The organism is Thermofilum pendens Hrk 5 (assembly GCF_000015225.1).
Classification (GTDB): Archaea; Thermoproteota; Thermoprotei; order Thermofilales; family Thermofilaceae; genus Thermofilum; species Thermofilum pendens.
Window position 1 is genome coordinate 1,527,085 of the sequence record NC_008698.1, and the last position, 25,216, is coordinate 1,552,300.

The following is a 25,216-nucleotide window of genomic DNA, read 5'->3' on the forward strand; positions in this document are numbered from 1 at the left end:
GGGCTTTCTTTAAGTGTGTACACGGTCTACGTGGCGCTCGACCTAAAGGAGTGGGAGAGGAGGATCGTAGAGGAGACTTTGTCACGCGAGGCCCGCATTGTGTACAAGAGCGGGAAGGGCTTCGCAGGCATAGAGGAGGCAGACGTGGCGATAGCCTTCATCCTTCCACGGGACGCCGCCCAGGCGGCCGGGAGGCTCAAGTTCGTCCAGGTTCCCGCCGCGGGTGCCGACAACCTGGACCTCGAGTACCTCTTCGAGAGAGGAGTCAAGGTGGCGACCTCGAAGGGCTGTAACGCGAGGGCCGTCGCGGAGCACGCCTTCGCGCTCATACTGGCGCTCGCGAAGAGGGTCGTGGAGCAGGACGGGGAGGTTAAGCGTGGCTTGTGGCGTAGCTTTACGGAGGAGAACTTCCTCGCCGACCTGGACGGGTCCACGGTGACCATAGTGGGATACGGGAACATAGGGAGGGAGGTGGCCAGGATCGCGAAGGCTTTCAACATGCGCGTGCTCGCCGTGAAGAAGAATCCCGAGAAGGACTCCCTCGCGGACGAGGTATACCCCGTGGAGAGGCTCGCAGAGGCTCTGTCCCAAGCTGACTTCGTAGTTCTAGCGTTGCCCCTAACCAGGGAGACTTACCGCCTGATAGGAGAAAAGGAGCTGAAGTCCATGAAGAAGACCGCCTACCTCGTCAACGTGGGGCGCGGCGCCGTGGTAGACGAGGAGGCTCTCTACAGGGCTTTAAGCGAGGGTTGGATCGCCGGCGCGGGGATAGACGTGTGGTGGAGGTACCCTCCGGACAAGGACTACCCGTCCCCCCTCGGCGTCCACAAGTTGCCGAACGTCGTCGCGACTCCACACAAAGCCGGCTGGACCAGGAAGGCTAGGGAGAACTGCCTCAGGTTTGCCTGCGAGAACGTCCTGAGGTTCGTCCGGGGCGAGGAGCCGCTCAACCTCCTAGAGCCCTCCAAGGCTTACTAATCAACTTTTCCCCGTAAAGCTTTATTAGAGCCCTCACCAGACCATTTAAACGCATTACTGGGAGGCATTCGTTTTTCGTAAAAAATGCCGCACAAGCGCGGCGGCCCGGGCGGGCGCTCCAGCTGTCCGAAGGATGCTTGCGTACGCTTTTCAGCAATGCACAGGATACGCTTATATATAGGGTAATTTCACAGCACACTAACCCCAGAGAGGGGGGTAGACATGAGTGCAACGCAATCTCAGCAAAAGGGAAAATTCGCCTTTGACGTAAAGCTCGTAGCAGTCGCGATAATCGCCCTCATAGTCGGAGTAGCCATAGGCGCGGCGATCTTCGGAGGAGCGGCGGGGCAGGCCCCCGGCGCGGCGCAACAGGCTCCCAAGAAAGTCTACACTATAGGCTTCACGCTCCCGCTGACCGGCGAGCTCTCGTCCATCGGGAAAATTTGGGAAAAAGTGGTCTACCTGGCAATAGACGACCTGAACAAGGAGGCGCAGGCTTACGGGTTTAACGTAGAGTTCAAGGCCGTGATACTCGACGACGGGACTACGCCCGAGAAGGCCCTCCAAAACGTCCAGACGCTCGCACAGCAAGGAATAAAGGTCATAATAGGACCCGCCGCAAGCTCGCAGGTTAAGGCCGTGAAAGGATTCGTCGATAGCAACCAGATAGTCTTAATCTCGCCGTCCTCCACTGCTCCCACGCTCGCAATACCCGGCGACTTCATCTTCAGAACCGTCGGGTCCGACGCCGGGCAGGCAAGAGTGCTCGCAACGCTCGCCTATCAGGAGGGCGCCAGGAAGGTCATAGTGTTCCACAGGAACGACGAGTACGGTAACGCGTTCGCGGACTTCTTCAAGAAGTACTTCTCCGAGCTTGGCGGAAGCTCCATTGACGTTCCCTACCAGACCGGCCTCTCCGACTACGCCGCAGAGGTCGCCAGCCTCGCCAGTAAGGTGCAGTCCGAGAAAGTAGACGCCGTCGTGCTGATATCGTTCGACACGGACGGCGGCAACATACTGTCGCACGCCGCCGAGTCGCCAGTCCTCTCCAGCGTGAGGTGGTTCGTCTCCGAGGGTCCCCACGGAGCCGCAGAGCTCAAAGCCCCGGCTGTCGGGGCTTTCGCCGCTAAGACGAAGTTGCTGGGGACACGCCCACTCTTCATAGGCAACCCGCTCTACGAGGACTTCAAGAAGAGACTTAAGGAGAAGTACGGGGTGGACGCCTCCGTGTTCTGCGATACGCTCTACGATGCAGTTATGCTCGCGGGCTGGGCTATGCTGAGGGCTGGTAGTAGCGATGGCAACGCTATACGGAGCGCGCTGATCGAAGTCGCGAAGCACTACTACGGAGTGAGCGGCTGGGCAATATTCGACGAGGCGGGCGACAAAGCGTACCAGGACTACGGAGTATGGGCGATAGTCAAGACCGACGGGGGCTACGACTTCAAAGACGTAGGGGTATACGAGAGAGGCTCCATAGTGTTTACGGCTAAACCGTACCCGTAAAGAAGGTGTAACTACAGCATGCTACCCGGGTATCCCTACTCAATACTAAATTTTTTCCAATACACTTTTTTCTACATCCTGTTCTCCATACCGCTAACCCTTAGCTACCGAAACACCAAGGTGATCAACTTCGCACACGCGAACTTCATATCCTATGGCATCTACACCGCCGTCTTCCTGAACGGCCTCCTCGGCAACACGAGCCTAGCCCTCGCGTGTCTCGCTGCCTTCGCGGTGGGCGGGTCCATAGCGCTCGTAAACCACCTCCTGGTGTTCAGGCCCCTCGAGAAGAGGGGCGCCTCCATGAGCCTGATAATGATAGCGTCCATGGGGCTCTGGATAATGTACAACTACGCACTATACATGCTTGCGGACATAGCCCACTACTACACACTGAAGAACTTCATATCCTACGGCAGGATAGTATACGCCGACGTGCCCGAGGTAGAGTTGCTGGGCCTCAGGCTACAGCAATCCTTCGTAGCCGGAGGGCTCGCCGCGCTAGTGCTCGTAGCCTCGCTGTACCTTTTCCTCGAAAAGACCACCCTAGGAAAGGCGATGCGCGCCGTCGCCGACAACCCCGTGCTCGCCGAGATATCCGGGATCCCGAGGAACACTATAGTCAACCTAACCTGGCTTATCGCGGGGGGCGCCGCGGCCGTGGGGGGCGCCATATGGACGAGCTTCTCGGGGACCGTGACGCCGACATCCGCCGACGCCATGATCCTACAGGTATTCACTGTGTCGTTCATAGGGGGGCTCGTCTCGTTGCTCAGGACTGGACTCGGCGCCGTGGCTATAGCTTTCATCGAGAACGTCGGGATAGCGGCGCTAAACACTTACTTCGGCGTGCCTATAAGCTTCAGACCATTCCTGACATTCGTGACCCTGCTCACGATCCTCATAGCCTTCCCGCCTTTAGGCGCCGCGGGCGGGCTACCGTTCAGGTTTAGGTCTAGAAAGGTGAGGGCGGAATGATAGACGTGGTGGGGTTCCTAATTAGCTGGCTGACCCTGCTCGGGATCTACGCTATACTCGCGTTAACGCTGAACTTCGAGTCGGGTACGAGCGGGGTGACGAACTTCGGGAAGGTCTTCTTCTACGGGCTCGGCGCGTACGTAGGGGCAACGCTCACCGTTTACCTCTTCCTACTGCTGAACGGGGTCGATGTGTCGAAGACCCCGCCCTACGACGTCAGCGGCATAGTGTTGCTCGGGGAGCTCGCAGGGAAGAACCCAGCCCTGAACCTGGGGCTCCTAGCACTCTCGCTCGCCACAGCCTTCCTAGTTGCAGGCGTGATCGGCTACCTGCTGAGCTACCCGATCATCAGGGTCGGCCCGGCATTCGTGGGCTTCACGCTTCTAAGCACGGGCGAGCTTTTCCGCATATTCCTCCAGCACTATGAGCCCGTCGGGGGTAGCAGGGGGCTCATGTCCATACCCGGGCCGTTCTCCTGGGTGCCCCAGCCGAGGCTCAGGGAGGTGCTCTTCCTAGCACTCGTGCTCGCAGTACTCGCGGCTACGTACCTCGTGATGGACAGGTTGACGAACTCGCCCCTCGGCAGGACTCTGAGGGCAGTCAGGGACGACGAAGTAGCGGCGCTCTGCATGGGTAAGCACGTGCCGAAGCTTAAGGCGACGGTCCTCTTCATAGGCTCCGGTTTCAGCGGGGTTGCCGGCGTGCTCCTCGCCTACTACCTAACCTCCGTGAACCCAGACATGTTCGTCCCCGCAGTTACGTTCAACGTCTGGGCGATGATAATCCTGGGCGGTATGGGCAACCTCAGGGGGGCGCTACTCGGCGCGTCCATATTCACGTTCATCGATAGGGCTCTCTCCTTCGTAACACCGCAGCTAGGCGTCACGGTGATATCTCCCGACTACGTGAGGGGGTTCGCGGTGGGGCTCGTGATGGTCCTCGTACTGCTCTACAGGCCGCAGGGGCTACTACCCGAGGGGAGGGTCGAAACTGTGGCTTGGGAGGAGCTCGGGGGTGGTGCTAGTGGCTAACATACTGGAGGTTAAAGGTGTCTCGAAGAGGTTCGGGGGCGTGGTTGCGTTGCAGGATGTCAGCCTCTCCGTGCCGAGCCAGGGCATCGTGGGGCTCATAGGGCCGAACGGTAGCGGGAAGACCACGCTCTTCAACGTGGTAACGGGGTTCTACGTGCCGGACAAGGGGGAGGTCTGGTTCAACGACGGGAACCGGAGCGAGAGGATAGACGGCCTCAACCCCAACGAGGTCTTCGCCAAGGGTATAGTCAGGACGTTCCAGATACCGAGGCTCTTCAAGTCCCTAACTGTGCTCGAAAACCTGCTCGTAACACCCTTCGCCCAGAAAGGAGAAAACCCCCTCAAAGCGCTGAAGCCGTCGTCGTGGATCGAGGAGGAGAGAGCTCTCGCGAGGAAGGCAGTATCGCTGCTCAGGAGGTTCGGGCTCCTGGAGTACGCCAACGTGAGGGTGTCGGAGCTCAGCGGGGCCCACATAAAGCTACTCGAGACTATCAGGGGGCTAATGACGCCGGCGAAGCTGTTCCTGCTCGACGAGCCCGCGGCTGGCGTGGAGGCGGGGGCGGCGCACGAGCTCTTCAGGCTCGTACGGGAGCTGAGGTCGGAGGGCTACACGTTCCTCATAGTCGAGCACAGGATCGAGATACTCATGCAGTACGTGGACTACGTCTACGTGCTCCACAACGGGCAGCTACTAGCGGAGGGTAAACCGGAGGAGGTTACCTCGAACCCCAAGGTGGTGGAGGCGTACATAGGTGGTGGGAGTGCTTAGGCTAGTGGACGTCTACTCGGGCTACGGGAAGATGGAGGTGTTGCACGGCGTTAGCTTCGAGCTCGGGAAGGGCGAGATAGCGGCGGTGCTGGGTCCCAACGGGGCCGGCAAGACGACAATGCTCAACACTATCTTCGGGCTAGCTACGCTCCACAGAGGGGAGGTTAGCTTCAACGGCGTCAAGCTGAATGGCAGGAAGCCCTCGGAGATCGTTAAGCTCGGGGTGAGCTACGCCCCACAGCTGGACAACGTGTTCCCGAACCTGACAGTGGAGGAAAACCTCGTGGTGGGAGCCTTCATTCGGGGCAAGGACCCCGGGATACGCTCCGACATAGAGGATATCCTTGACCTCTTCCCCGAGATCAAGAGGAGGAGGAACCAGAAGGCGAAGACGCTCAGCGGCGGCGAGAGGCAGATGCTCGCTGTTGCGAGAGCATTGATGACGAGGCCGTCCGTGCTACTGCTCGACGAGCCCACGTCTGGCCTCTCCCCGAAGGCGGGCGCCACCCTTATGAATAAAATAAAGGAAATACAGCAGACGAGGGGGGTCGCGATACTCCTAGTCGAGCAGAACGTTGCCAGGGCGCTCGAAATCGCTGACAGAGCCGCGGTGCTAGTCGGCGGGAAGATAGTCAGGGAAGGCTCGGCGGACGAGTTCAAGTCCATACCCATCGAGAGACTGTTCTTCGGAAAGTAGCCTCTTTCTGGGTTCGCGCGCTAGCCCCTCAGAGGGAGGATTCTGTCCGGGAAGTTTGACGCCACCCCGTCTACGCCTCTCTTCTTCAGCTCCGCCGCTGTCGCCGGGTCGTCCACCGTCCAGGCTACCACCCGTAGCTTCAGCCTGTGCGCGAACGAGACAGCCTTCTCCGTGGCTAGCCTGTAGTGCGGGAGGACGAAGCTACAGCCGAGCCTCTTCGCCTCCAGGATCCACTCGCCGGGCTTGAAGTAGATGAGCCCTAGGTACGCCCGGGGAGACATCCTGCGGACCTCGGCGAGCGCCTCGGGCTGGAGCGATATGAAGAGGACGTCGCCCAGCATCCCCTTTTCTTCGACGAGCGAAAGGGATGGGGCCGCCGCCTCGACCTCCTTCAGCTCCAGGAAGAGGGCGGCCTTTCCCTTCACCTCGTCCAGCACCTCGGCGAGCAGGGGTATTCTCTCGCCGCTACCGGCGTCCAGCATTCGGAGCTCGTCTACCGGGTAGTCCCTGACCCTCCCCCTGCCGCTCGTAGTCCTCTCGAGGGTCTCGTCGTGTATGACTACGGGAACACCGTCGGCGCTAAGCCTCACGTCAACCTCGACGGCGTCCACGCCCATCTCCAGGGCTCTGCGCACAGCCCTCAGCGTGTTCTCCGGTTCGTAGCCGCTCGCCCCCCTGTGGGCCACGACGAAGAAGCCTTCGAAGAGCCTCCCAATGCTCACAGTATCCATGCGCTAGGCCCCGGTATTTATGCCTATACGAGCTCCTCCGGTATGTTGTCCGGCTCGAAGGCTACCCTCGGCTGGAGCCCCGCCCTCCTCAGTTGCTCCACGACGTGGGGGTATAGGAAGACGTACTCCTCCTCGAACTCCTCGACGAGCGATCTGTCTATCTCGGCAAGCCTGGCTTTGAGCTCGTCGACCGCTCGGGGCTCGGAGAACGACAGCATAACCGCGGGGTGCGCGGGGACTCCTTCGTCCAGCAGGTTCCTGAGGGCTTCCAGCTGGAGCCTGTAGAACTCCCTCCTCGCCCCCGTCAACAAGTGGAACTCCTCCTCGCTCGCCCCCTTAAGCGACACCCTTACGTGCACGGAGGAGAACTTCGAGAGGTCCCTCGCCTTCGACTTATCCGCGCCTATCAGTATTCCGTTGGTCTCGAGCACGAATCGGAATCGCCCGTCCGCCTCCAACAGCTCTATGACTCTCAGCAAGTGATCCCACGCTATCGTGGGCTCGTTCCCGGAGATCCTGACGAGCCTGTACCCCCTCCTACCGGCTATGGAGGCTAGCCGCTCGTAGACCTCCTCGGGAGAGTAGAAACGCCCGGCACCGCTCGGCCTATCCCTGACCCTCCACCCCCAGCAGAAGACGCAACGCAGGTTGCAACCCACGCAGTCCGCCGTGGCTATGCCACCGTACCACCTCCCGCCCCTGAACCTGTAGTACCTCCTCTCGGAGCCCCGCGCAACCATCCTCCGCACGGCCTCCGCGAGGAGGATGGGGTCGTAGCCGCGCTCACCGCTCAACTCCGCCCACCCCGCGGCACTCGCGCCTCAAGGGGCACTCGCCGCAACCACCCCTAGAGCAGTACTTCCTGTCGTGCACGTAGAGCGCTGTCTGCACCCAGCCCGCCAGCCTCCCGAAGCACTCGGCGGCTAGCCACCTCAAGCAATCTCCGCGCGCCGGGCAGTCCCCGCACCTGTACCTCCTGCACAGCCTCGCCTCCGGCAGACGCACCCCCTCGAAGAGACCAAGCCTCCGGTTCATGGCGGCAAAGTGCCTGTCGACCGGCGCCGAGGCGGTGTCCGCCCTCGCGAACAGCAAGGTCGCGTCAGCGGTCTTCGGACCCACGAAGCGGCACCTGAGCAGGAAGAGCCTCAGCTCCGCGCTGTCGCGTGGCCAGCCCCCTGCTACGCACCTGACGGCTTGGGGGAGCCTCCTGAGCTGGTAGCTCCCCCCGATCCCCGGCGCGAGCTCGGCCGCTTCGAGGGGGTCTCCGCTCATCCTCCAGAGGCGCCTAGCCCAGGAAAGCACGTTTACGTGGTAGCTCGTGGACTGCGAGAGGAAGACTGCGGTGAAGATGTGTAGAGGGTCGTAGGTATCGACCGAGAGGCCGAGGCCCGGGTACGCCTCCTCGAGCGCTTCCAGCAACCAGTAGAGCCTATCGCACACTCTGCAAGACTCCTTGACTTCGAGGAACCAGAGGCCAGAGTACTCCTCAACTTCCCCCCTGGGACAAGTTGAAACCACCGTGTCGCCCCTCTGCGCTATCCAGCACCCAGCCGAGCGTCCTGCCAGCTTGACGTACCGGCCGTCTACCTCCTCGAACAGCGAGAGAGTGAATGAGGGGTAGGGGGTTAAACCTAGGTCGAGCCCTCTCGCAGGAATTTTCAACGCTGACATCCACCATGATACGCACGTAGCAACTCTAAAACGCTTCCTCACAGCAAGCGTAGACCAAGCTATAGCTCCAGCGCGGCTCGCCTGTTCACCGGGTCCGTATACTCGTTGTTCTCGTCTATCAAGGAGTGCTTCTTCAGGTGCTGGAGAACCTCGTATAGCGCCCTGTCGCTGACCTCTCTACCCTCGGCCCTCTCCAGCTCTCTCTTCAGCTCGCTCCATTCCTTCACGCCTCTCGCGAGCAACCTCATCACCAGCCTGTACCTCCTGCTCATACGCGTGGAGAGGAATTCTTCGAGCTCCCTCCTAGCGAGGGCTGTGGCCTCGCTAACTATCTCCTCGAGGGAGCCTTTCCCGCGTAGCCTCAGGTAGCCGTAGTACGTAAGCCACCCTATTATGCCGTCCAGCTCGTTCACAGCTCTCTCCAGCTCCCTCCCCTCAACCTCGAGGCCTGCCTCCTCGAAGCCCCTCCTGAGAAAGTCCAGCGACTCCTCCGCCGAGAGCTTCCTCGTCCTAACCTCCACGTAAGCCCTCCCGTAGAGAGGCCCCTCGGGGTTGCCGAGAACCCCGTAGAGCACGCCCATCTCAGAGCCTGACAGCACGAAGGAAACATTCCTGTTGAAGTCGTAGGAGTGGGCCACAGCGTTTTGCAACGCGAGCCCGAAGCCCGTCCTAGCCCTCTGAAACTCGTCTAGCACGACCACGACCTTCCTCCCGAGCCTCTCCCCGAGCTCGTCCAGCGCGTCGAAGAGCTCGCTCAGCAAGGGCCTCCCCCTTGGAGACCAGTCCAGGGAGACCTCGAGCCCCATGAAGCTTACACCCCTAACTCTCGACAAAACCCTTCGGAAAAGCTCCCCTACCCCTCCCCCCAGCCTCCGGTAGGTCTCGCCGAAGCTCCTCGACAAAAGTTTGTAGATCCCGGCGGCGGACGAAGCCCCCTCCCTCAGGTCGACGTACACGTACACCTCTCCCAGCTCGTTGAGAGCCGTTAGGATGAGCGAGGTCTTCCCAGTCCTCCTCAGCCCCGAAACCACGACCAGAGGCTCCCCGACGAACTTCTCAAGTTCTCCCAGCTCCCTTTCAAAGTCGTAAAGATCCTCCTTCCTCTCTTTCGGCCTAGGGTCGAATAGCATGGCTTCCGCACCGGAAGTAACTTCCGCACCGGAAGTAATAAGCCTGTCGTTCACATGACAGTTTTGCACGACTACGCTTTAGAGGCAGAGCGTACTTCTCCGGAGGACTACACGGAGAGTTTTTTGAGCATAACCACGTCGTCCCTGTAGGCGTAGAGAGGTCCCTCCAGGTCCTCGAAGACCCTGCTACCCCTCTCGTAGAGCTCGTAGCCTAGCTTCCGGAAGAGGGCCTGGGAGGCTTTGTTCGACTTCCTGGTGCTCGCCGCCACGTAGGCGCAACCCCTCTCCCTGAAGATCTTCTCTGCCGCCTCGACGAGGCTTCTCCCAACCCCCATCCGCCTGAACTCCCTCTTCACCGCTAGGTAGGACACGACGCCCAGCCTGCCGTAGCCTCTAGCCTCGGTTTCGTATATCTCCGCGACTCCCACCACCCTCCCGTCTATCTCGGCGACGAGCGTCTCGAGGTACCCTAGGAGCCTCGTGCTCCAGTACCTCTCGGCCCCCTCGAACGCCTCTTCTAGCACCTCCATGGCGGCGGGGAGGTCTCCCGCAGTCAGCCACCTGATCAGGGGCTTCGCGGAGCGCGACGCCACACGCTTGTAGAGAAGACCGGGGTTTTAGTGTTTTCCCGCATTCTTGAGAGACTCTTCGACCGCGATTAGCACGGCCTTTACCTGTAGCTCGAGCGGGAGGCTGGGTGGGAGGCCCTTCTTCCTCGACGCCAGCTCCGGCGTGTACGGCAGGTGTATGAAGCCCGCGCGAACCGGCGCCCCCCTCACGTCGGACAGTCTCAGCAACTTGTACATCACGTAGTTGCAGAGGTACGTGCCAGCCGAGTACGAGAGGGCCGCGGGGATCCCCTCGGCGCGTAGCCGCTCGACTACACGCCTCGTCGGTATACTGGAGAAGTAGGCCGGCGGCCCCTCGGGGTCTACGGGCTCGTCTACCGGCTGGGCGCCGTCGACGTCGCTAGTAGAGAAGTCCATGATGTTCAGCGCGACTCTCTCGACTCTCACGTGCGTAACGCCGCCGTAGAGCCCCAGCGCTATAGCCAGCCACGGCTTATACTCGGCTACCGCGTTCTCGATCATCTGCCCCGCCCTCCTGTAGGATACCGGTAGCTCGAGCGCCTTAGCCTCGTACCCCGCCTCCCGCAACCTCCTGGAGGCTTCGATAGCCACAGTCGACGATGGGTTGACGTCCTCCTCTCCGAACGGCCCGAAGCCCGTTAAGAGGATCCTCATACAGGTACTCCCCGCCGCCAGCCCCTACTAATGCGTATCGCGCTACTCGAGGGGCCTCAGGGACCTTTCGAGCACGCCGGCCTCGAGGAGAGCGTCGAGAACGACGTCCGGGATGTAGAGCTTCCCCTTCTTCCCCACGCCGATCATTTCCACTAGCTCCTCGTCGAGGAAGTCGCGTAGATCTTCGAGGCTTACCCGCCGGGCGACGCCGACCTCCCTGTACTCGCCGACCACGTATATGTCTACAGGCGCGGTTTTGTGCCCGAGCCTTAGCTTCGCTGTCTCCACGTGCTTGATCCCGAGGTGCTCCAGGAATACGGGCTCGAGGTTCTCCCAGTCCGTGGCCATCCCGGACAGTATGTAGCTGGCTATCCTCCCCTCCGGAACCTCTATGTAGTCGCCCTCGACCCTTATCGCGAACTCCTTGTACAGCCTGAGCATAAGCCTGCGGGCCACCCGGACCCTCCTCCTACCTGGCTCCAGCGTCTTCCTGGCTAGGGCGAGAACCTCCTTCTCGACGCCCCTCCTCACGAAGCGGTAGTTCAGGGTGACTTCGAGCATCCACTCCAGCGCCTCCCCGCCGCCGTACACTCTGCGGCCCCTCCGCGTAACCTTCGCGCCGGTAGCGCTCTTCAGGAGTGACGCCACCTTCTCCGCCTCCTCCTCGCTCCTCATGACGGCGTAGAACACCTTCCCGTACTTAGCGATGGCGCTCCCAGCGCCTATCCTCATTATGCGTAGCAGATCCCCGCCTATCTCCAGCGAGGTCTTATCGGCGATCTTGTACGCCAGGGTCTCGACGTTCTCGCCCGCCAGGTAGAACGTCACGTAGTCGCCTTCTTCGGCGAGCGTGTATTTAACCCCTAAGGCCTCGAAGAGAGCCTCTAGGAGTATCGACTCGTCCTTCGGCGAAGTGATAACCAGTAGCGGCTCCACGATTCACAAGCCGGTAAGGCTGGTTTAAAGGTTAACTCTTACCCCGCGACGGTTTTGCGGCGGTTGCCGAGGGAAAGATCAACTACCACCTTTAAGTAGTAGCGACGAAAAACTTAAATCTTTGCATCTTGGCTTATTTAGCGATGAGCCAGCAACAAAACAGGTTGGTTTTAGCCTCTATCGCCGTAGGGATAATAGCTCTCCTAGTGAGCCTCTACGCCGTTGTAACCGTTCAGTCGCTGGCATCCGCGATTAGCGATCTCAAAGCCTCGATAAGCAACCTCCAGGGCACGGTTTCGAGCCTCCAGCAACAAGTCGGGAAGATATCCCAGCAACCCGCGCCCACTACACCCCCCGTACAGAAAGTAAAGCTGGTGGTGATCGGCCCGTGGGCGGGTGACGAGGCGAAGTACTTCCAGGCCGTGATCGACGCCTACGTAAAGACGCACCCCAACGTCGAGATTGAGTACAGGACTATGCGCGCCGAGGACGTAGCGGCGACAATGCCCATACAGTTCGCCGCCGGCGTAGCTCCTGGAGACGTAATCTTCGGGTGGGCGTGGTTCATCGCCAAGATGGGCAAGGAGGGGCATCTAGTAGACCTCACAGGCATAATCAAGGAAAACGAGTACGTACCGGGAATCGTCGACGCCGTGAAAGCCGACGGCAAGATCTGGGGTGCACCGTTCACGATGTGGCTAAAGCCTGGCTTCTGGTACAGGAAGTCCTTCTTCCAGAAGTACGGGCTAACAGAGCCGAAGTCCTACGCCGAGTTCGTGCAACTACTGGAGAAGATCAAGGGGATACCCGGCGTGAAGAACCCCATAGCCACGGGAGACGGGGTCGGGTGGCCGATAAGCGACATTGTCGAACACTTCATAATCGCGTACGGCGGTCCACAGATGCAACTAAACCTCATATCCGGGAAGACTAGGTTCACGGATCCCAGCGTGAGGAAGGTGTTCTCCGACTACCTCATACCGCTACTCCAGAAAGGCTACTTCAGCGAGCCGATAGAGTGGACCACTGTCATACCCAAGTGGTGGGCAGGCGAGTACGGGCTCTACTTCATGGGGACCTGGATCACGGGGATGGTCGAAGACCCGAACGACCTAGACTTCTTCCCCTTACCCGAGAGTAAGGGCGTCGTTGGAGGCGCGGACTACGCCTTCGTGCCGAAGTACTCGAGGAACGTTGACGCCGCGCTCGACTTCATCAAGTACCTCGCCACGGAGGGGCAGGTCGTACACGCGAGCGTACCTTCCGGTAAGATCCCGACGTGGACGAAGGCACCCGTCGAGAAGCTATGGAAGCCCATGCAGAGTGTATACACCAAGATCACCGGCAAGGGGCTAGCCATACTGCCTGACCTCGACGACTCTATCGGGGGAGACTGGCAGAAGCTCTTCTGGGATCAGCTGAAGCTGTTGTGGGTCAACCCAGGAGCCCTAGACTCCGTCCTGAAGACGCTGGAGAGCAGTCAGCCGAAGCCGTCGGGTTAAGCTAAAAAGGTCCATTTTCTTTTTCTTTCGTGGGGAGACCTGCATGAAGAATGCTTCTACGAAAGACCTCTTGGTCTTCCTGGGGATTCCCCTCTCGGTAATCCTGGTGTTCGTGGTGTACCCGATAGTGGCGACCGTTGTTCTCAGCTTCACCGCTGACGGCGCGCTTTCCGCAAAGAACTACGTCGAAGTACTGACCGAGAGCATCCCGCTAAAAGCGCTACTCGTAGCTAACCCGGGGCCGTACCCGCCTTGGGGCGCCCTTGTGCACAACGCTCTCTGGATCGTGATAGCGGTTCCTGCGGTTGTATTCCTAGGGATGCTCCTCGCCTACACCCTCAGGGGTGTCCCGGGCTCCAGCTTTATCGCCGGCGCGATCTTCCTGGGGATGGTTCTACCGGGCGTTGTGAGCGGGCTGATAATCAGGTTTATGTTCGACGATAGCCTGGGGATTTTCCCCAGGATTTTCGGCGCGCTAGGCGTACCGCTACTCTCAAAGACGTGGACCATATACCCCCAGACGGCTCTGCTGGCGCTTATACTCGGCTCGGTGTGGCTATGGCTGGGCTTCAGCGTTACGCTTTACCTGGCAGGCCTCGACTCAATACCCTCGAGCATGGTCGAGGCAGCGCTCGTCGACGGGGCGTCCCAGTGGGAGATATTCACGAGAATAATCGTACCGCAACTAAAGCCGATAACCGTGGTGGTAACGCTGATGACCGTGATGTGGATCCTCAAGATATTCGACATAGTGTACGTGGTCACCGGCGGGGGGCCCGGAGGCTCCTCCACAGTGTTAGCCCTGATAATGTACACGTACTTCGCGAGCTCCCTCGAGTACGGCAAGGCCGCCGCTGTTGCCGTGATCCTGGCGCTCCTCACGCTGGTGCCCGCGTACTGGTACATAAGGATGATTCTAAGCGGTGAGAAGAGATGAGGCGCAGGCTTGCACCCTCAAGGGTAGCCGTAGCGGCGGCCCTCTGGGTCTTCACCGCGCTATGGCTCCTGCCCTTCGTAGCCCTAGTGGTTATGTCCGTGAAGCCGTACAAGGAGGTCGTCCTCAACGGCTGGTGGACGCTACAGGGAAACTACTCCCTCGAAAACTACGTCGAGGTACTCCTTAACCCATCCTTCAACTTCGTCAAGGGCCTTGAGAACTCGTTCGTAGTGGCCTCTCTGAGCACAGTGATACCCGTGGTCTTCGCGGCGATGATGGCATACTCCCTCACGTACCTCTCGTTTAGGTACAGAACTCTGCTCTTCGTCTCGATACTGGTCTTCATGTCCGTGCCCCAGCAAATGGTGGTCATACCGCTGTTCTCGCTCTACGTGAAGACAGGGCTACACGACAAGCTTGCAGGCATAATACTCCTCCACAGCGCGTGGGGAACTCCGTGGATAGCGTTCTTCATGAGGAATTACTTCAGAATGCTACCGCAAAGCTTCGTCGAGGCAGCCAGGATAGACGGGGCATCGGAGTTCACGATCTTCTGGAAAATCCTCCTGCCGCTAAGCCTGCCCGCAGTCGTCGCGGCCTCCGCGATACAGTTCACGTGGGTCTGGGGAGACTTCTTCTACGCGATGGTGTTCCTCCCGTCGCCATCAAACTACGTTGTCACACAACGCCTAGCGTTGCTAAAAGGCGAGTTCCACATAGACTGGGGCTTGCTGAGTGCCGGCGCTATACTGGCGATGCTACCCCCTCTACTGGTCTACGTCGCGTTCAAGAAGTACTACGTGAGGGGCTTCGCCGGGTGGGGCGTTAAAGGCTAGCATTACGGCCTAAGGAGCCCGGGGCAGTACCTTCAGCCTGAAAACCCTGCCCTCGACGTCCTCCAGCCTAGCCCCCAGCCCGCCGACGGTGATTTTTCTCTGGCCCACCTCGAGCACGAGGGAGACGCGTACCCCCTGACCGTTCTCGGATATCTCCGCGGGTCTACCGGTAAGCGTCACGCTTCTCCCCGTCCTCCTCTCCACGCCCGCGACTGTAACCTCCGCGCCTAGCCCCCTGCCGAGGCACTCCTTTAAAACCTCGTTAAGCAACCAGATAGACGTAGCCGTGTACTCGAAGCCCTCCACGGGCTCGAAGGGTTTCACCACGCTACTCACCCTCCACAGCGCGTGGTAGTAGAAGTCCAGGAAGGTCCTGATGAGATCCTCCTCCGCGATTTCAAGCGCGTAGGACTCCCTGAGGATCACCGCCCTGGCGGAGTCGGCTATGACGAGAGGGATTACACCCACGCTCCTCAACCTCAGGCCGAGCCACGGCTCCGCGGGGAGAGGCTCCTCCACGCCCTCGTAGTAGACAACCGCTACGAGCCTTCTAGCCGCGCCGCCCCCAACACTGTGCGGAAGGATCTCTCCCACCAGGCGCGGGGGGCCTGCTACCAGGGCATCGTAGGAAGCGTTTTCCAGCATCTTCCTCGCCCTGAGAATCGCCTCGGACTTGTTCTTAATGACCCTCACCCTGGGCGCCTGCACGTCCTCCGCCTGCAGGTAGACGCGGCTAAGCGCCTTCAAAGCTCTCTCCTTGTTGCTCTCGATCCTCCGGCTCGCTAGTCCCGCCAAGATCTCTATGGCTCGGGAAGGCTCTATGGCTCTATACCGCTTCGGCTTCGAAAGGGCGACTTCCACGAGCCCCTTGCTCGCCAGCGATTCGAGAGTCTCGTAGACCCTGGGCTGGGGGACGCCGGTTAACGCTACGATCTCGTTCGCAGTCCTCTCCCTCCCGTCGGCGATGGCGAGGTATACCCTCGCCTCGTACGGCTTTAGCCCCAGCTCGACTAGGGCATTGTAGGCGTCCTCGAACTCCGGCTCCATCACGACGCTAATAACCGGATAGAAAAAAATATTTCTGAACGCAACTACTACTTTTCGGTGGTAACTATCAAAGCCACCCCGAGGTACTCCAGGAGAATCGAGGACTACGTGCCCGCCGTGGGTAGGGAGGATATCGAGGAGCTCGTAAGGGTCGCCAAGAGGTTAAAGGGGGTAAGCGTAGTACACGTGAACTCGACGGCTTACGGCGGAGGAGTCGCCGAGATTCTTCACAGCATGGTCCCGGTGATGAGTTCTCTCGGGATCGACGCCAGGTGGGAGGTTCTGGAAGCCGAGGACGAGTTCTTCCAGGTCACGAAGAAGATTCACAACGGGCTTCAGGGTAACCCTTCGCTCGTACTCACGGACGAGGACTGGAGAACCTACCTGAAGTGGAACCAGTATAACGCGGAGATCCTCGACCTCGACGCTGACGTGGTACTCGTGCACGACCCCCAGCCCATGGCGCTACCTATGTTCAAGCGCGGTGCCAGGGGTGTCTGGGTCTGGAGGTGCCACATAGACATCTCTTCCCCGAATGCATCCTTCTGGGAAAAGCTCTCCCCCTTCCTCGGGTACTACAGGGGGGTGATAGTACACAGCGAGGAGTACGTTAAAAAGGAGTTCGAGGACAGAGTCCTGGTATCCCCGCCTAGCATAGATCCTCTCAGCGACAAGAACAGGGAGCTCGGCGAAAAAGAGGTGGAGAGCGTGTTTAAACGCTTCGGAGTAGACCCCGAAAGACCCGTTATCACCAAGGTTGCCCGCTTCGACCCTTGGAAGGACGTCTTCAGCGCGGTCGACGTCTTTAGAGAAGTGAAGAAGGAGGTCCCCGGCGCCCAGCTACTCCTCGTGTCCTCCATGGCGAGGGACGACCCAGAGGGCGCGGTTTTCTACGAGAAGGTACTCGGCTACGTTAAGGGCGAAGAGGGTGTACACATACTGACAGACGCTATCGGTGTCAGGGACTTGGAGGTGAACGCCTTCCAGAGGGGAACCACCGTGGGACTTCACACCGCTATCCGCGAGGGCTTCGGTCTTGCGGTCACCGAGATGCTATGGAAAAAAGTACCCGTGGTGGCGAGGCCTGTTGGAGGCGTCAAGAAACAAGTGGTAGACGGGGTGACGGGATTCACGGCTTGGAGCGTCCAGGAGCTGGCAGAGAGAGTTAAGGCCTTGCTGGCGGACAACCAGCTTAGAGGGAGGTTGGGCGAGGCGGGGCGCGAGCACGTGAGGAGGAACTTCGTCATTACGCAACACGTGAAGAGGTATCTATCCTTCTTCGGCGAGCTACTGGGAAAATAGCGGCGAATAGTTGCTTCACGCCTACAAAAAACCTTTTTCCTCGCGCGCGGCGCCGCAGGGCACCTCAGTCCTCGATGGTCGTTTTTTCGAAGGATTTCGCGGCGACTACGAGGAACACCGAGGTGAGCGCTACGAGTAGCCCTACGTCGACCCGGGGGTCGATGCTCGAGACGCCGGTCAGGCAGTACCTCATGCCGTCCACCGCGTACGTAGCCGGGTCGAGGTATGCTAGTACCTTCATCCAGTCCGGCATCGTGTTTATGGGGTAAAAGATGCCGCTGAGGAAGAGGAGGGGCATCGTTACCAGGTTGACTATCATCTGGAAGCCCTCCATGCTCGTAATCTTCGTGGATAAAGCTATCCCTATAGATGCGAACCCCAGCGACAAGAGAAGCCCGTAGCCCACCGCCGGCAGAACCCCGTATGGGTTAAGCCCGGGCGCCACCAGGAACATTAGCGCCATGATTATCAGGCTTTGGAACACTACGACCAAGGAGTCCCCGAGGGCTCTGCCTATTATGATCTCAGCCCTCGAAGCCGGCGCCACCAAGGTCTCCTTCAGGAAGCCGAACTGCTTGTCCCATATAACGGAGATCCCGCTCATAAACGACCCCATGATTATAGTCATCGCGACCATGCCCGAAGCCAGGTAGGACAAGTAGTCCAGGCCGCCGAACATCGCCCTCGCCCCCGGGAAGCTGAAAGCCCTGCTCCAGCCCATCCCGAAGAAGACGAGCCAGGTAACCGGCTGGACTACGGACATGACGAGCCTCGAACGCGCGTTTACGAAGCGCTTTACCTGCCTATACACCATCGTCGCTAGACCCCTCATAGCCTACCACCTCCTATGCGGCGGTCTAGGGGACTCCTCCAAGGAGTCTCTAAGCTCGCGCCCAGTCAAGTGTATGAACACTTCGTTCAGCGTGGGCCGCCTGTAAGTCACCTCGACTATCTTCAGCCCCTTCTCTTCCGCGAGCTCGAAGACCCTGGGCATCGCTTGAGAAGCGTTCTTCACGGAGAGCTCGACCAAGCCGCCCGAGACAATCCTGCAACTGCTTATGAAGTCCGCCTCCAGGCACGCCGGCGCCGAGCCGTCGAGCTTCAAGTAGATAACCTCGTTGCCCACGAGGGCTTTCAGCTCATCCGACGTCCCCTCGGCTATTATCTTCCCCCTATCCATTATCGCTATCCTGTCGCAGAGCTGCTCCGCCTCGTCCATGTAGTGGGTCGTTAGAACAATAGTCATGCCTTTCTCCTTCTTTATCGCCATTATGTAGTCCCATATCTTAACCCTCGTCTGGGGATCCAAGCCTATGGTTGGCTCATCCAGGAACAGTATCTCCGGCTCGTGGAGCAGGGCCCTAGCTATCTCCAGCCTCCTCCTCATGCCCCCCGAGAAGTACTTCACCTGCTTGTTCGCGAAATTCTTCAGCTCTACGAAGTCGAGGAGCTCATTTATCTTCCTTTTAAGCTCCTGCCCGCCCAGCCCGTAGAGCATGCCGTGGATGTACATGTTGTCCCAGGCCGTGAGCTGGTTGTCGAGGCTCGGATCCTGGAACACTATGCCTATACGCTTCCTGACCTCTGAAGGTTGCTTCACGACGTCGTACCCGGCTACCAGGGCCCTCCCGGACGTAGGCCTGAGAAGAGTGGTCAGAATGTGGATCGTAGTAGTCTTCCCGGCGCCGTTCGGTCCGAGCAACCCGTAGATCTCGCCCTCCCTGACGGTGAAGCTCACACCGTCGACCGCGGTGACATCCTTGAACCTCTTAACGAGGTTCTCGACTCTAATCGCCTCACTCACCACTCTTCACACCCTCTAAAACCCTGATAACGTTCAGCTCGAACTCCGCGATAAGTCTCCTCAGCTCCGCGAGCCTCTGGTCGTCCAGCGAGTTAATAGAGTCCAGGATCTCGTCTATAGCGTGGAAAAGTCTGTAACCCTTCACCTCCTCGAACCTCTTCCACGCCCTCGCCAGGCTCAAAGCCTCTTCGAGCTCGCCCCTGTGGTGCTCCAGGAAGCTCCTACCTTTCTCCGTGATGTTGTAGACCCGGGTCTTCACGTCCCCCGAGCCCCTCAGCTCCGCTACGACGAGGTCTTCGCGTATAAGCTTCCTGAGTATCGGGTACAAAGCTCCCGGGCTAGGCCTAAAGCCCAGGCTCTTCTCGAGCTCCTTCATCAACCCGTAGGCGTGAAGCGGACCCTTCTCCAGCGCGGCAAGCACCAAGAGCTTGAGGTAACCTTTAAGCTTCAACTTCTTATGCAGCATAGTCTCTCCGCTCTATAGAGCTATCTTGTATATAAGTTTTCTGCAGAATAGACACCGGGGTCCGTGCTCAGCCCACTCTTCACGCCTCAGTGCTCCAAACCTCTCCTCATCCCCCACGTAAAAGAGCCGAGCCCAAGTAGAAAAGCTCTACTCTACCACGCGGAGATATTGCAGGAGAATAGCCTCGAGAAGCGTTCAACGCGTGACTAGAGTTGTCTGCTAGCAGGGCTAGAGCGACCGTAGGCTCTTTTTAGCTCTTCGATCACCGAGGGATTACCGGCTAGTAGCCTACCGTAGCTGAGGATTTCACAAACGAGCCTACTCCCAGCCGAGGCCATCCTCTTCAACTCATCTATTGTGTAGACTGGGCTCTAAATCTGTGGACAGCGTCGGGTCGAGAAAGTCTAAAGCCCTATCCATGGGCCTCCTACAATCTCTCTCAACCACGACGACTACATCAGCGTCAGAGAACGCCGTGTAGTCGCTCCTAGCCAGCGAGCCGATTAGGATAACGGCCAAGGCGCCGCGCTCGACGGCGCGCTTAGCGTACTCACTCAACTCCTTCGCGACTCTCTCCGCATCCAGCTTGAAGAATCTTACCTCTGACGTACTCGATCACCCTACTCGCGTTATCAACAGCCCTCTCCGCGTCACCCCCTCGTGTAGTAATCCATCGGTGCACCCTCGACGTGCGCATTCGGATACCTAGTGGGTATGTAGTGCCTGTCAAGCTCCTTAGACGCATCGATAATCTCCTGGCTAGGCTTAAGCTCGCTCGGCAAGTGCTCGAGCATCTTAGAGACCGAGTAGCCCCAAATCTCGATGCCGAGGCACTGGTAGAGCGCTTTGACAACCTTCTCAGCACCGCGAAACACGCCCACTCGTAGCACCCGGAATCCATGGACCTCCTAGCCAGCTTGAGGTCGTGAGCCGCCTGACGGAGCCAGTCGCATACCCTAGACACTATCAATGACTAGTGTTCGGCTTAAGAGCTAAGCGTTGACGGGAAAACCTACTCTGGGCAACGCTCCCGGTTTGCCTGCGCCTCTCTTCTCAGGGTTCTCGCTACCTCCTCCACGACCTTGTAGTGAAAGTCTTCTTGAGATGCTATGCTCCTCATAAGTAACGATGCTAGACCCTTGCACTCCTCAGCTATGAGCACTGAGTACAGCTTGCTGTAGATCTCCTCCCCCGCCACCTTCTCCACGGAGTTGAACCTTTCCAGTAGCGACGCGACCTCCTCGAGAGAGACTTCCACCCCGGATGAAAGCCTCTCAGCTACCTGGAGCATTTCCTCTACCATCCTGAAGCCTTCCTCTCCAAAGAAGCGCCTGCAATCTTCCGCGCCCGCGGGCTTCCCGAAGAAAGCTACGATAATCTCGTAGTGGTTTTTGCTTTCTAAGCCCACAACCTCGAGGGCTTTAGACAACCTGGGGTCCTTCACCTTCCGCGCTAACGCTGTGTAGAACTTGCAAGCGGCTTCTTCGAGGATGGCCAAGCATTCGGGCTTGAACCCTTCGATCACGGTTAATTCAACGATAGCCCATCTTATATAGTATTTTGCGAAAAGCTTAAATAACCCAAAGAGAGGTATCAGCACCCAAAGAGGTGCCCCTGAATGGAGAGGTTCAGCTACGGGAAGATATTCCTCCTGGGGTTCGGGTTCTTCGGGATAAGCATCCTGTGGTCTATCTACAACTCCTACGTCCCGATATTCCTGAAAGAGTTCGGGCTCGCATCGTGGCTCGTAGGGTTCATAATGACTATCGACAACATATTCGCGGTCGTGCTTCTCCCCTACATAGGCGTGCTGAGCGACGTAACTAGGACGAGGATAGGCAGAAGGAAGCCCTACATAATCCTCGGGGCCCCTCCAGCCGCGCTGACATTCGCGCTGATACCGCTACTCAGAGGAGACTTCTACGCGATGCTAGCCGTTATAGTCGTGATGAACTTTTCGATGGCGTTGTTCAGGTCGCCTGTAATAGCGTTCATGCCCGACATAACCCCCTCGGAGAAGAGAAGCCAGGCGAACGGCATAATAAACTTCATGGGCGGCGTTGGATCCCTCCTAGCGTTCTTCGTGGGCGCAAAGCTCTACGAAATGAACCCCTCCTACCCCTTCGTAGCCGCGGCAGTCACGATGCTCCTGGCATCGCTACTCGTTGTCCTACTCGTAGACGAGCCCGAGGAGTTCAAGGCGAGGGGAGGGTCCGTCAGGCTGGGCGAGCTCCTGCGGGAGTCGTTTAGGAAGAGCTTCTCAGAGCTCTCGGCGAACCTCAGGGAGGCGTTCCTGGGCGAGGATAAAAGCCTCCTCTTCATGCTAGCCTCGATCTTCCTGTGGTTCATAGGCTACAACGCGATAGAGACTTTCTTCACCAGCTACGCGAAGTGGTACCTGGGGATCGGGGAGGCGGCGGGCTCCCTGATCCTGGGCTTCGTGGCGCTCGGGTTCCTCGTGTTCTCCCTACCCGCGGGCTTTATCGGGGCGAGGCTCGGCAGGAGGAAGACCATGACGCTCGGGCTCGCCCTGCTGGTAGTCCTGCTCGGCTTAGCGTTCTACGCCTCGACAGCCGTGAAGACAGGGGCGGTGATCTACGTTCTAGGCGCCATATTCTTCTTCGGAGGATTCGCTTGGGCCCTCGTCAACGTCAACTCCCTTCCAACCGTGGTGGACATGACCAGTAGGGAGAGGCTCGGAGCATACACGGGGCTCTACTACTTCGCGTCCCAGAGCGCCGCTATAACCGCCCCGCCGCTGGCAGGCCTCTTCATAGACGTGCTCGGCTACCAGGCGCTATTCCCCTACTCGATAGTCTTCCTCCTAGCGTCCGCGGTAACACTACAGTTCGTTAAGCGCGGGGAAGCCAGGAAAGGGTTCTAAACATCTTTTATTCTCTCCCGGTCGCTCAAGCGCGGCGCGCTAAGCTAGGTCTATTATGTCCTTCACCAGGACTAAGGCGAACGCCAGCTTTTCGACTACGGCCCTAGGCCATACACCCTCCCTCGACTTCAGGTACTCCTCCAGCCTTCGGTAGTCGAGCAACAGCTCGTCCCTACTCTCGCTACCCTCCAGGAAAAGCTTCACAGACCTCCTCTGGAGGTCGGCCAGCGCCCGGGAAGCTTCCGCCAAGCCTTCCTCCGGTAGCCGCGCGTCGAGCCTGGCTAGGCTCTCGTAGGAGTCGCCCAGGTTCTCCAGGTTCTTCGCCGTAAGCCTCATGTCGAGGAGCCTCAGCCTCTCGTCGGGGGACAGCGTCGGGTCCCTAATCCTTCTACGCATTATCCTCACGGCTAGAAAGTAGAGCCTGTCAACCCTGTCGTCAAGGGCGGATACCGCGGAGGCGTCGCCTCCTCCTAGAAGCAGGTCGGTAGCCTTTAGGAGCATTTCCCGTGTCGTAGAATCCATCCTGTAGATTATCGAGTCAAGGTTGTAGTCAGGCTTTATGAAGCACTGCAGGACAAGCCTCTCCGAGCCCTCCTCGACGAGCTCCAACCCTGGAAGCAACCTCTGGGCGCTCTCAACGCCTGCACGCGCCTTGTCGAGACACCCCGGGGAAAGCTCTACCTCTATGACCTCGTAGCCCTTCAGGTACGCCGAGAGTATACGCCTAAACACGTGCTCGTCGCAGAGAACCTTTACGCTTAGCTGCTCCTCCCGCCCCCTCTCCGCCGGGCGTACCAGCAGGGACCCGTCCGGCAAGTACTCTATCTTCACGTAGGACCCCGCGAGCCCCAGCTGCTCCACCCAGCCCTTGGGTAACGCGACGTAGTAGCCCCCGCTAATCCTTATTACGCGCTTAAACGTCACAACTAAGTTTAACAACCTTAAACCTTAAAACCTTCGTTGATGCGCGCGAGCTTTTTATACTGCGCCTGCGAAGAATATCTGCGTGGGTAGAGCGTTTGAGCTCAGCTATGGCTCCCTCTTCCTGCTACTAGCTCTGATATACTTTCTCCACCAAGCGGTCGGCGAGCTCAAGGAAGCCTTCCTGCACGGCGCGCATCCGAGCCACGTCCTGCGCCTAGCCGTCTCCGAGGAGGGAGGCAGGGTCGTGCTCCTACTCTTCCCGCCCCCTGTCGCCGGGCTTCGATCAGAGCTCGCCGAGTGGGCAAGGCTGGCGGGGTTCAGCTTGGCGCTCGACGGGACCTTTAAAAGGGTACTCGGAGGAATACACGCCGACGTAAGCGTAGAGCCTCTCGCCTACTCCCTCTCCCGCTTCCTGGAAGCCCGAGGATACGCCGTCAAGGCGTTTACGAGGCGCATCCTGGGAACCACCCCCCTCGTAGAGCTGAGAGTAGAGGAAAAGCTTTCCAGGAGAATCGGCAACGCCTTGAGGAAGCTCCTACGGGCGTGCAAGTGCGCGAGTCCTAGCTTTCTGAACTCCCGCGCACCGAACTAAGGCACGGCAAAATGGAGAGATGGGTCGCAGTCCGCCAGGTATAATAGCTTCCTCCCCGCGATTCTACAGCGTGTCTGGCCTCGACATAGTTAAGGAGCTTTACGGGCTGTTCAGGGAGGAGAGAGCGAGGCACCAGAGGGAGAGAGGCGTTGTGTGGGTTACAGACCTCGTATCGTGTAGCCTGAAGCCTGTGTTCTCGCTGGAATACGAGGAGCTCGCCCTCTCGGAGTTCTTCAGCCCACCCCTCGTCCTCGGAACGCTCGTGCACCGAGGGCTCGAAGCCCTCCTATCCCAGGTTCTCGCCGCAAAGCAGTACAGAGTAGAGGTGGAGCCCGAGAGAAGCCTCGAGGTCAGCGTTGACGACGCCAAGTACACCCTGAAGGGTAGGGCCGACCTCGTCGTCACGACGCCCGAGGGGGCTAGGATCGGCGTCGAGATCAAGACGTTGAGGGGCGACGCCGCACTGCCGCTAGAGCACCACGTGGACCAGGCGAGGATCTACAACCTTCTCTTCGACCTCGAGAAGAGCTACCTGGTGTACATCTCCCCCGAGAGGCTGGCTCAGTACGAGGTGGGGGACAGGATGGGGCTCGACGAGGTAGCCTCCAGGATACGCGAGCCCAGGGCGCCGCGCTACACCTGGGAGTGCAGGTACTGCCCCTTCAGCGTCATATGCCCTTCGAAGGTTGCGAAGGCTTGACCCTACCTGAGGTTCTTGTAGAGAGCTACGACCGCCAGGAGGGCTGAGAGGGCCAATGAGACGTATAGGGGTAGGCCTACCCCCCGGAGCCCGAGGAATACCATGGAGGAGCCTGCCAGCGCGAATGCAAGCACTAGTAGCTTGTCGATAACGGCGTAGATCAGGAGGGCGAATACGAGGGCTAACACTAGGAGGGGGCCTTCCCCGGGCACCACGTACCCGTGCGATTCCAGCGCGTAGGCTATGGCGAAGCCGGCGATAAGCGAGACTGCGAGCTTGAAGACGGCGAAGCCTATGAGCGCGCCCACAAAGAAGCCTATGAGGAAAAGTACTAGGGGCGTTAGCGCCGACTTGAGAGCCGGCGTAGAGAAAGCGTAGAAAGCGTAGCCCACGGCGATGGCAGAGATGAAGGACACCCAGAGCCTCGCAATCCTATAGCCCCAGACAGCCGTCACGAAGCCCAAGACTATCATCAACACGTAGTCCGCGAAGCCCAGCACGAGCATTCATTGCACCGGTCTCTTAAATACTTTATACATACAGTACTAAAC

At 59.1% G+C, this 25,216-nt stretch carries 29 protein-coding genes and 1 pseudogene; 13 read left to right on the forward strand and 17 right to left on the reverse strand.

The features are described from left to right. The first annotated feature begins 15 nt into the window (after positions 1 to 15). The 6 genes from TPEN_RS08050 (at position 16) to TPEN_RS08075 (ending at position 5,959) form a co-directional block, all read left to right on the forward strand. Entirely contained in the window at positions 16 to 978 is a 963-nt protein-coding gene (locus tag TPEN_RS08050; RefSeq protein ID WP_011753235.1) for a 2-hydroxyacid dehydrogenase, read from the forward strand. Positions 979 to 1,200: 222 nt separating this feature from the next. Further along, a complete protein-coding gene (locus TPEN_RS08055; RefSeq protein ID WP_011753236.1) occupies positions 1,201 to 2,484 on the forward strand; it encodes an ABC transporter substrate-binding protein in 1,284 nt (427 codons plus the stop codon). 18 nt (positions 2,485 to 2,502) lie between these two features. Continuing rightward, positions 2,503 to 3,462, forward strand: coding sequence for a branched-chain amino acid ABC transporter permease (locus tag TPEN_RS08060; RefSeq protein ID WP_011753237.1), 960 nt, complete (start codon positions 2,503 to 2,505; stop codon positions 3,460 to 3,462). Next, the gene (locus TPEN_RS08065; RefSeq protein ID WP_011753238.1) at positions 3,459 to 4,493 is read left to right on the forward strand and encodes a branched-chain amino acid ABC transporter permease; all 1,035 of its coding nucleotides are present in this window, start codon (positions 3,459 to 3,461) and stop codon (positions 4,491 to 4,493) included. The genes TPEN_RS08060 and TPEN_RS08065 overlap by 4 nt, the downstream gene beginning before the upstream one ends. After that, complete coding sequence (locus tag TPEN_RS08070) at positions 4,486 to 5,262, forward strand: ABC transporter ATP-binding protein (protein ID WP_245534165.1); 777 nt, start codon at positions 4,486 to 4,488, stop codon at positions 5,260 to 5,262. The genes TPEN_RS08065 and TPEN_RS08070 overlap by 8 nt, the downstream gene beginning before the upstream one ends. After that, positions 5,246 to 5,959, forward strand: a complete 714-nt coding sequence (locus TPEN_RS08075; protein WP_011753240.1) for an ABC transporter ATP-binding protein — start codon at positions 5,246 to 5,248, stop codon at positions 5,957 to 5,959. Before TPEN_RS08070 ends, TPEN_RS08075 begins: the two co-directional genes overlap by 17 nt. Positions 5,960 to 5,979: 20 nt before the next feature. On the opposite strand, the gene TPEN_RS08080 is transcribed toward TPEN_RS08075, so the two are convergent. The 7 genes from TPEN_RS08080 to TPEN_RS08110 all read right to left on the reverse strand — a co-directional run bounded on the left by TPEN_RS08080 (position 5,980) and on the right by TPEN_RS08110 (position 11,671). Then, positions 5,980 to 6,681, reverse strand: a complete 702-nt coding sequence (locus TPEN_RS08080) for a glycerophosphodiester phosphodiesterase (RefSeq protein ID WP_187146328.1) — start codon at positions 6,679 to 6,681, stop codon at positions 5,980 to 5,982. A gap of 32 nt (positions 6,682 to 6,713) precedes the next feature. Continuing rightward, entirely contained in the window at positions 6,714 to 7,484 is a 771-nt protein-coding gene (locus tag TPEN_RS08085) for a radical SAM protein (protein WP_011753242.1), read from the reverse strand. Next, positions 7,474 to 8,361: an N-glycosylase/DNA lyase gene (locus tag TPEN_RS08090; RefSeq protein WP_011753243.1), complete on the reverse strand. Its 888-nt coding sequence runs from the start codon at positions 8,359 to 8,361 to the stop codon at positions 7,474 to 7,476. The genes TPEN_RS08085 and TPEN_RS08090 overlap by 11 nt, the downstream gene beginning before the upstream one ends. Positions 8,362 to 8,420: 59 nt before the next feature. Then, a complete protein-coding gene (locus TPEN_RS08095; protein WP_011753244.1) occupies positions 8,421 to 9,491 on the reverse strand; it encodes an AAA family ATPase in 1,071 nt (356 codons plus the stop codon). A gap of 107 nt (positions 9,492 to 9,598) precedes the next feature. Continuing rightward, complete coding sequence (locus TPEN_RS08100; protein WP_011753245.1) at positions 9,599 to 10,084, reverse strand: GNAT family N-acetyltransferase; 486 nt, start codon at positions 10,082 to 10,084, stop codon at positions 9,599 to 9,601. Positions 10,085 to 10,108: 24 nt separating this feature from the next. Continuing rightward, the gene (gene pcp, locus TPEN_RS08105) at positions 10,109 to 10,735 is read right to left on the reverse strand and encodes a pyroglutamyl-peptidase I (RefSeq protein ID WP_011753246.1); all 627 of its coding nucleotides are present in this window, start codon (positions 10,733 to 10,735) and stop codon (positions 10,109 to 10,111) included. Positions 10,736 to 10,777: 42 nt separating this feature from the next. After that, positions 10,778 to 11,671 carry a hypothetical protein gene (locus tag TPEN_RS08110; protein WP_011753247.1) on the reverse strand — a complete coding sequence of 298 codons (894 nt, stop codon included), beginning with the start codon at positions 11,669 to 11,671 and terminating at the stop codon, positions 10,778 to 10,780. A gap of 143 nt (positions 11,672 to 11,814) precedes the next feature. Here TPEN_RS08110 and TPEN_RS08115 point away from each other — a divergent pair, with 143 nt between their 5' ends. The 3 genes from TPEN_RS08115 to TPEN_RS08125 are packed head-to-tail and all read left to right on the forward strand — an operon-like array spanning position 11,815 to position 14,946. Then, positions 11,815 to 13,173 carry an ABC transporter substrate-binding protein gene (locus TPEN_RS08115; RefSeq protein ID WP_011753248.1) on the forward strand — a complete coding sequence of 453 codons (1,359 nt, stop codon included), beginning with the start codon at positions 11,815 to 11,817 and terminating at the stop codon, positions 13,171 to 13,173. A gap of 43 nt (positions 13,174 to 13,216) precedes the next feature. Continuing rightward, a complete protein-coding gene (locus tag TPEN_RS08120) occupies positions 13,217 to 14,110 on the forward strand; it encodes a carbohydrate ABC transporter permease (protein WP_011753249.1) in 894 nt (297 codons plus the stop codon). Further along, positions 14,107 to 14,946 carry a carbohydrate ABC transporter permease gene (locus tag TPEN_RS08125; protein WP_011753250.1) on the forward strand — a complete coding sequence of 280 codons (840 nt, stop codon included), beginning with the start codon at positions 14,107 to 14,109 and terminating at the stop codon, positions 14,944 to 14,946. The genes TPEN_RS08120 and TPEN_RS08125 overlap by 4 nt, the downstream gene beginning before the upstream one ends. A 9-nt stretch (positions 14,947 to 14,955) precedes the next feature. Here the strand turns inward: TPEN_RS08125 and TPEN_RS08130 are convergent, their stop codons facing one another. Next, positions 14,956 to 15,993, reverse strand: coding sequence for a TrmB family transcriptional regulator (locus TPEN_RS08130; protein ID WP_011753251.1), 1,038 nt, complete (start codon positions 15,991 to 15,993; stop codon positions 14,956 to 14,958). A gap of 57 nt (positions 15,994 to 16,050) precedes the next feature. Here TPEN_RS08130 and TPEN_RS08135 point away from each other — a divergent pair, with 57 nt between their 5' ends. Further along, positions 16,051 to 17,295 carry a glycosyltransferase gene (locus tag TPEN_RS08135; protein ID WP_011753252.1) on the forward strand — a complete coding sequence of 415 codons (1,245 nt, stop codon included), beginning with the start codon at positions 16,051 to 16,053 and terminating at the stop codon, positions 17,293 to 17,295. 64 nt (positions 17,296 to 17,359) lie between these two features. Here TPEN_RS08135 and TPEN_RS08140 read toward each other — a convergent pair whose 3' ends face one another. The 7 genes and pseudogenes from TPEN_RS08140 to TPEN_RS08165 form a co-directional block, all read right to left on the reverse strand. Continuing rightward, on the reverse strand, positions 17,360 to 18,127 hold the full coding sequence (locus TPEN_RS08140) for an ABC transporter permease (protein WP_011753253.1): 768 nt from the start codon (positions 18,125 to 18,127) through the stop codon (positions 17,360 to 17,362). Between the two features lie 3 nt (positions 18,128 to 18,130). Next, complete coding sequence (locus TPEN_RS08145; protein ID WP_011753254.1) at positions 18,131 to 19,102, reverse strand: ATP-binding cassette domain-containing protein; 972 nt, start codon at positions 19,100 to 19,102, stop codon at positions 18,131 to 18,133. Beyond that, complete coding sequence (locus tag TPEN_RS08150) at positions 19,092 to 19,565, reverse strand: PadR family transcriptional regulator (RefSeq protein ID WP_011753255.1); 474 nt, start codon at positions 19,563 to 19,565, stop codon at positions 19,092 to 19,094. The genes TPEN_RS08145 and TPEN_RS08150 overlap by 11 nt, the downstream gene beginning before the upstream one ends. Positions 19,566 to 19,913: 348 nt before the next feature. After that, positions 19,914 to 20,123 carry a nucleotidyltransferase domain-containing protein gene (locus TPEN_RS10085; protein ID WP_011753256.1) on the reverse strand — a complete coding sequence of 70 codons (210 nt, stop codon included), beginning with the start codon at positions 20,121 to 20,123 and terminating at the stop codon, positions 19,914 to 19,916. A 92-nt stretch (positions 20,124 to 20,215) separates the two neighbouring features. Further along, positions 20,216 to 20,446 carry a HEPN domain-containing protein gene (locus TPEN_RS10090; protein ID WP_011753257.1) on the reverse strand — a complete coding sequence of 77 codons (231 nt, stop codon included), beginning with the start codon at positions 20,444 to 20,446 and terminating at the stop codon, positions 20,216 to 20,218. Positions 20,447 to 20,469: 23 nt separating this feature from the next. After that, positions 20,470 to 20,529: pseudogene (locus TPEN_RS10200) on the reverse strand (hypothetical protein); the annotation flags it as partial. Between the two features lie 48 nt (positions 20,530 to 20,577). Next, a complete protein-coding gene (locus TPEN_RS08165) occupies positions 20,578 to 21,090 on the reverse strand; it encodes a ferritin family protein (protein ID WP_052885310.1) in 513 nt (170 codons plus the stop codon). 93 nt (positions 21,091 to 21,183) lie between these two features. Here TPEN_RS08165 and TPEN_RS08170 point away from each other — a divergent pair, with 93 nt between their 5' ends. Further along, positions 21,184 to 22,449, forward strand: a complete 1,266-nt coding sequence (locus tag TPEN_RS08170) for an MFS transporter (RefSeq protein ID WP_011753259.1) — start codon at positions 21,184 to 21,186, stop codon at positions 22,447 to 22,449. 39 nt (positions 22,450 to 22,488) lie between these two features. Here TPEN_RS08170 and TPEN_RS08175 read toward each other — a convergent pair whose 3' ends face one another. Next, positions 22,489 to 23,373 carry a phosphate signaling complex PhoU family protein gene (locus TPEN_RS08175; RefSeq protein ID WP_052885311.1) on the reverse strand — a complete coding sequence of 295 codons (885 nt, stop codon included), beginning with the start codon at positions 23,371 to 23,373 and terminating at the stop codon, positions 22,489 to 22,491. Between the two features lie 82 nt (positions 23,374 to 23,455). Between TPEN_RS08175 and TPEN_RS08180 the strand changes: the two genes are divergently transcribed. Both TPEN_RS08180 and TPEN_RS08185 read left to right on the forward strand, forming a co-directional pair. Next, positions 23,456 to 23,965: a hypothetical protein gene (locus TPEN_RS08180; protein WP_011753261.1), complete on the forward strand. Its 510-nt coding sequence runs from the start codon at positions 23,456 to 23,458 to the stop codon at positions 23,963 to 23,965. Between the two features lie 70 nt (positions 23,966 to 24,035). Next, entirely contained in the window at positions 24,036 to 24,665 is a 630-nt protein-coding gene (locus TPEN_RS08185; RefSeq protein WP_052885312.1) for a PD-(D/E)XK nuclease family protein, read from the forward strand. Positions 24,666 to 24,667: 2 nt separating this feature from the next. On the opposite strand, the gene TPEN_RS08190 is transcribed toward TPEN_RS08185, so the two are convergent. Further along, positions 24,668 to 25,171: a hypothetical protein gene (locus TPEN_RS08190; protein ID WP_011753263.1), complete on the reverse strand. Its 504-nt coding sequence runs from the start codon at positions 25,169 to 25,171 to the stop codon at positions 24,668 to 24,670. Positions 25,172 to 25,216: the final 45 nt, after the last annotated feature.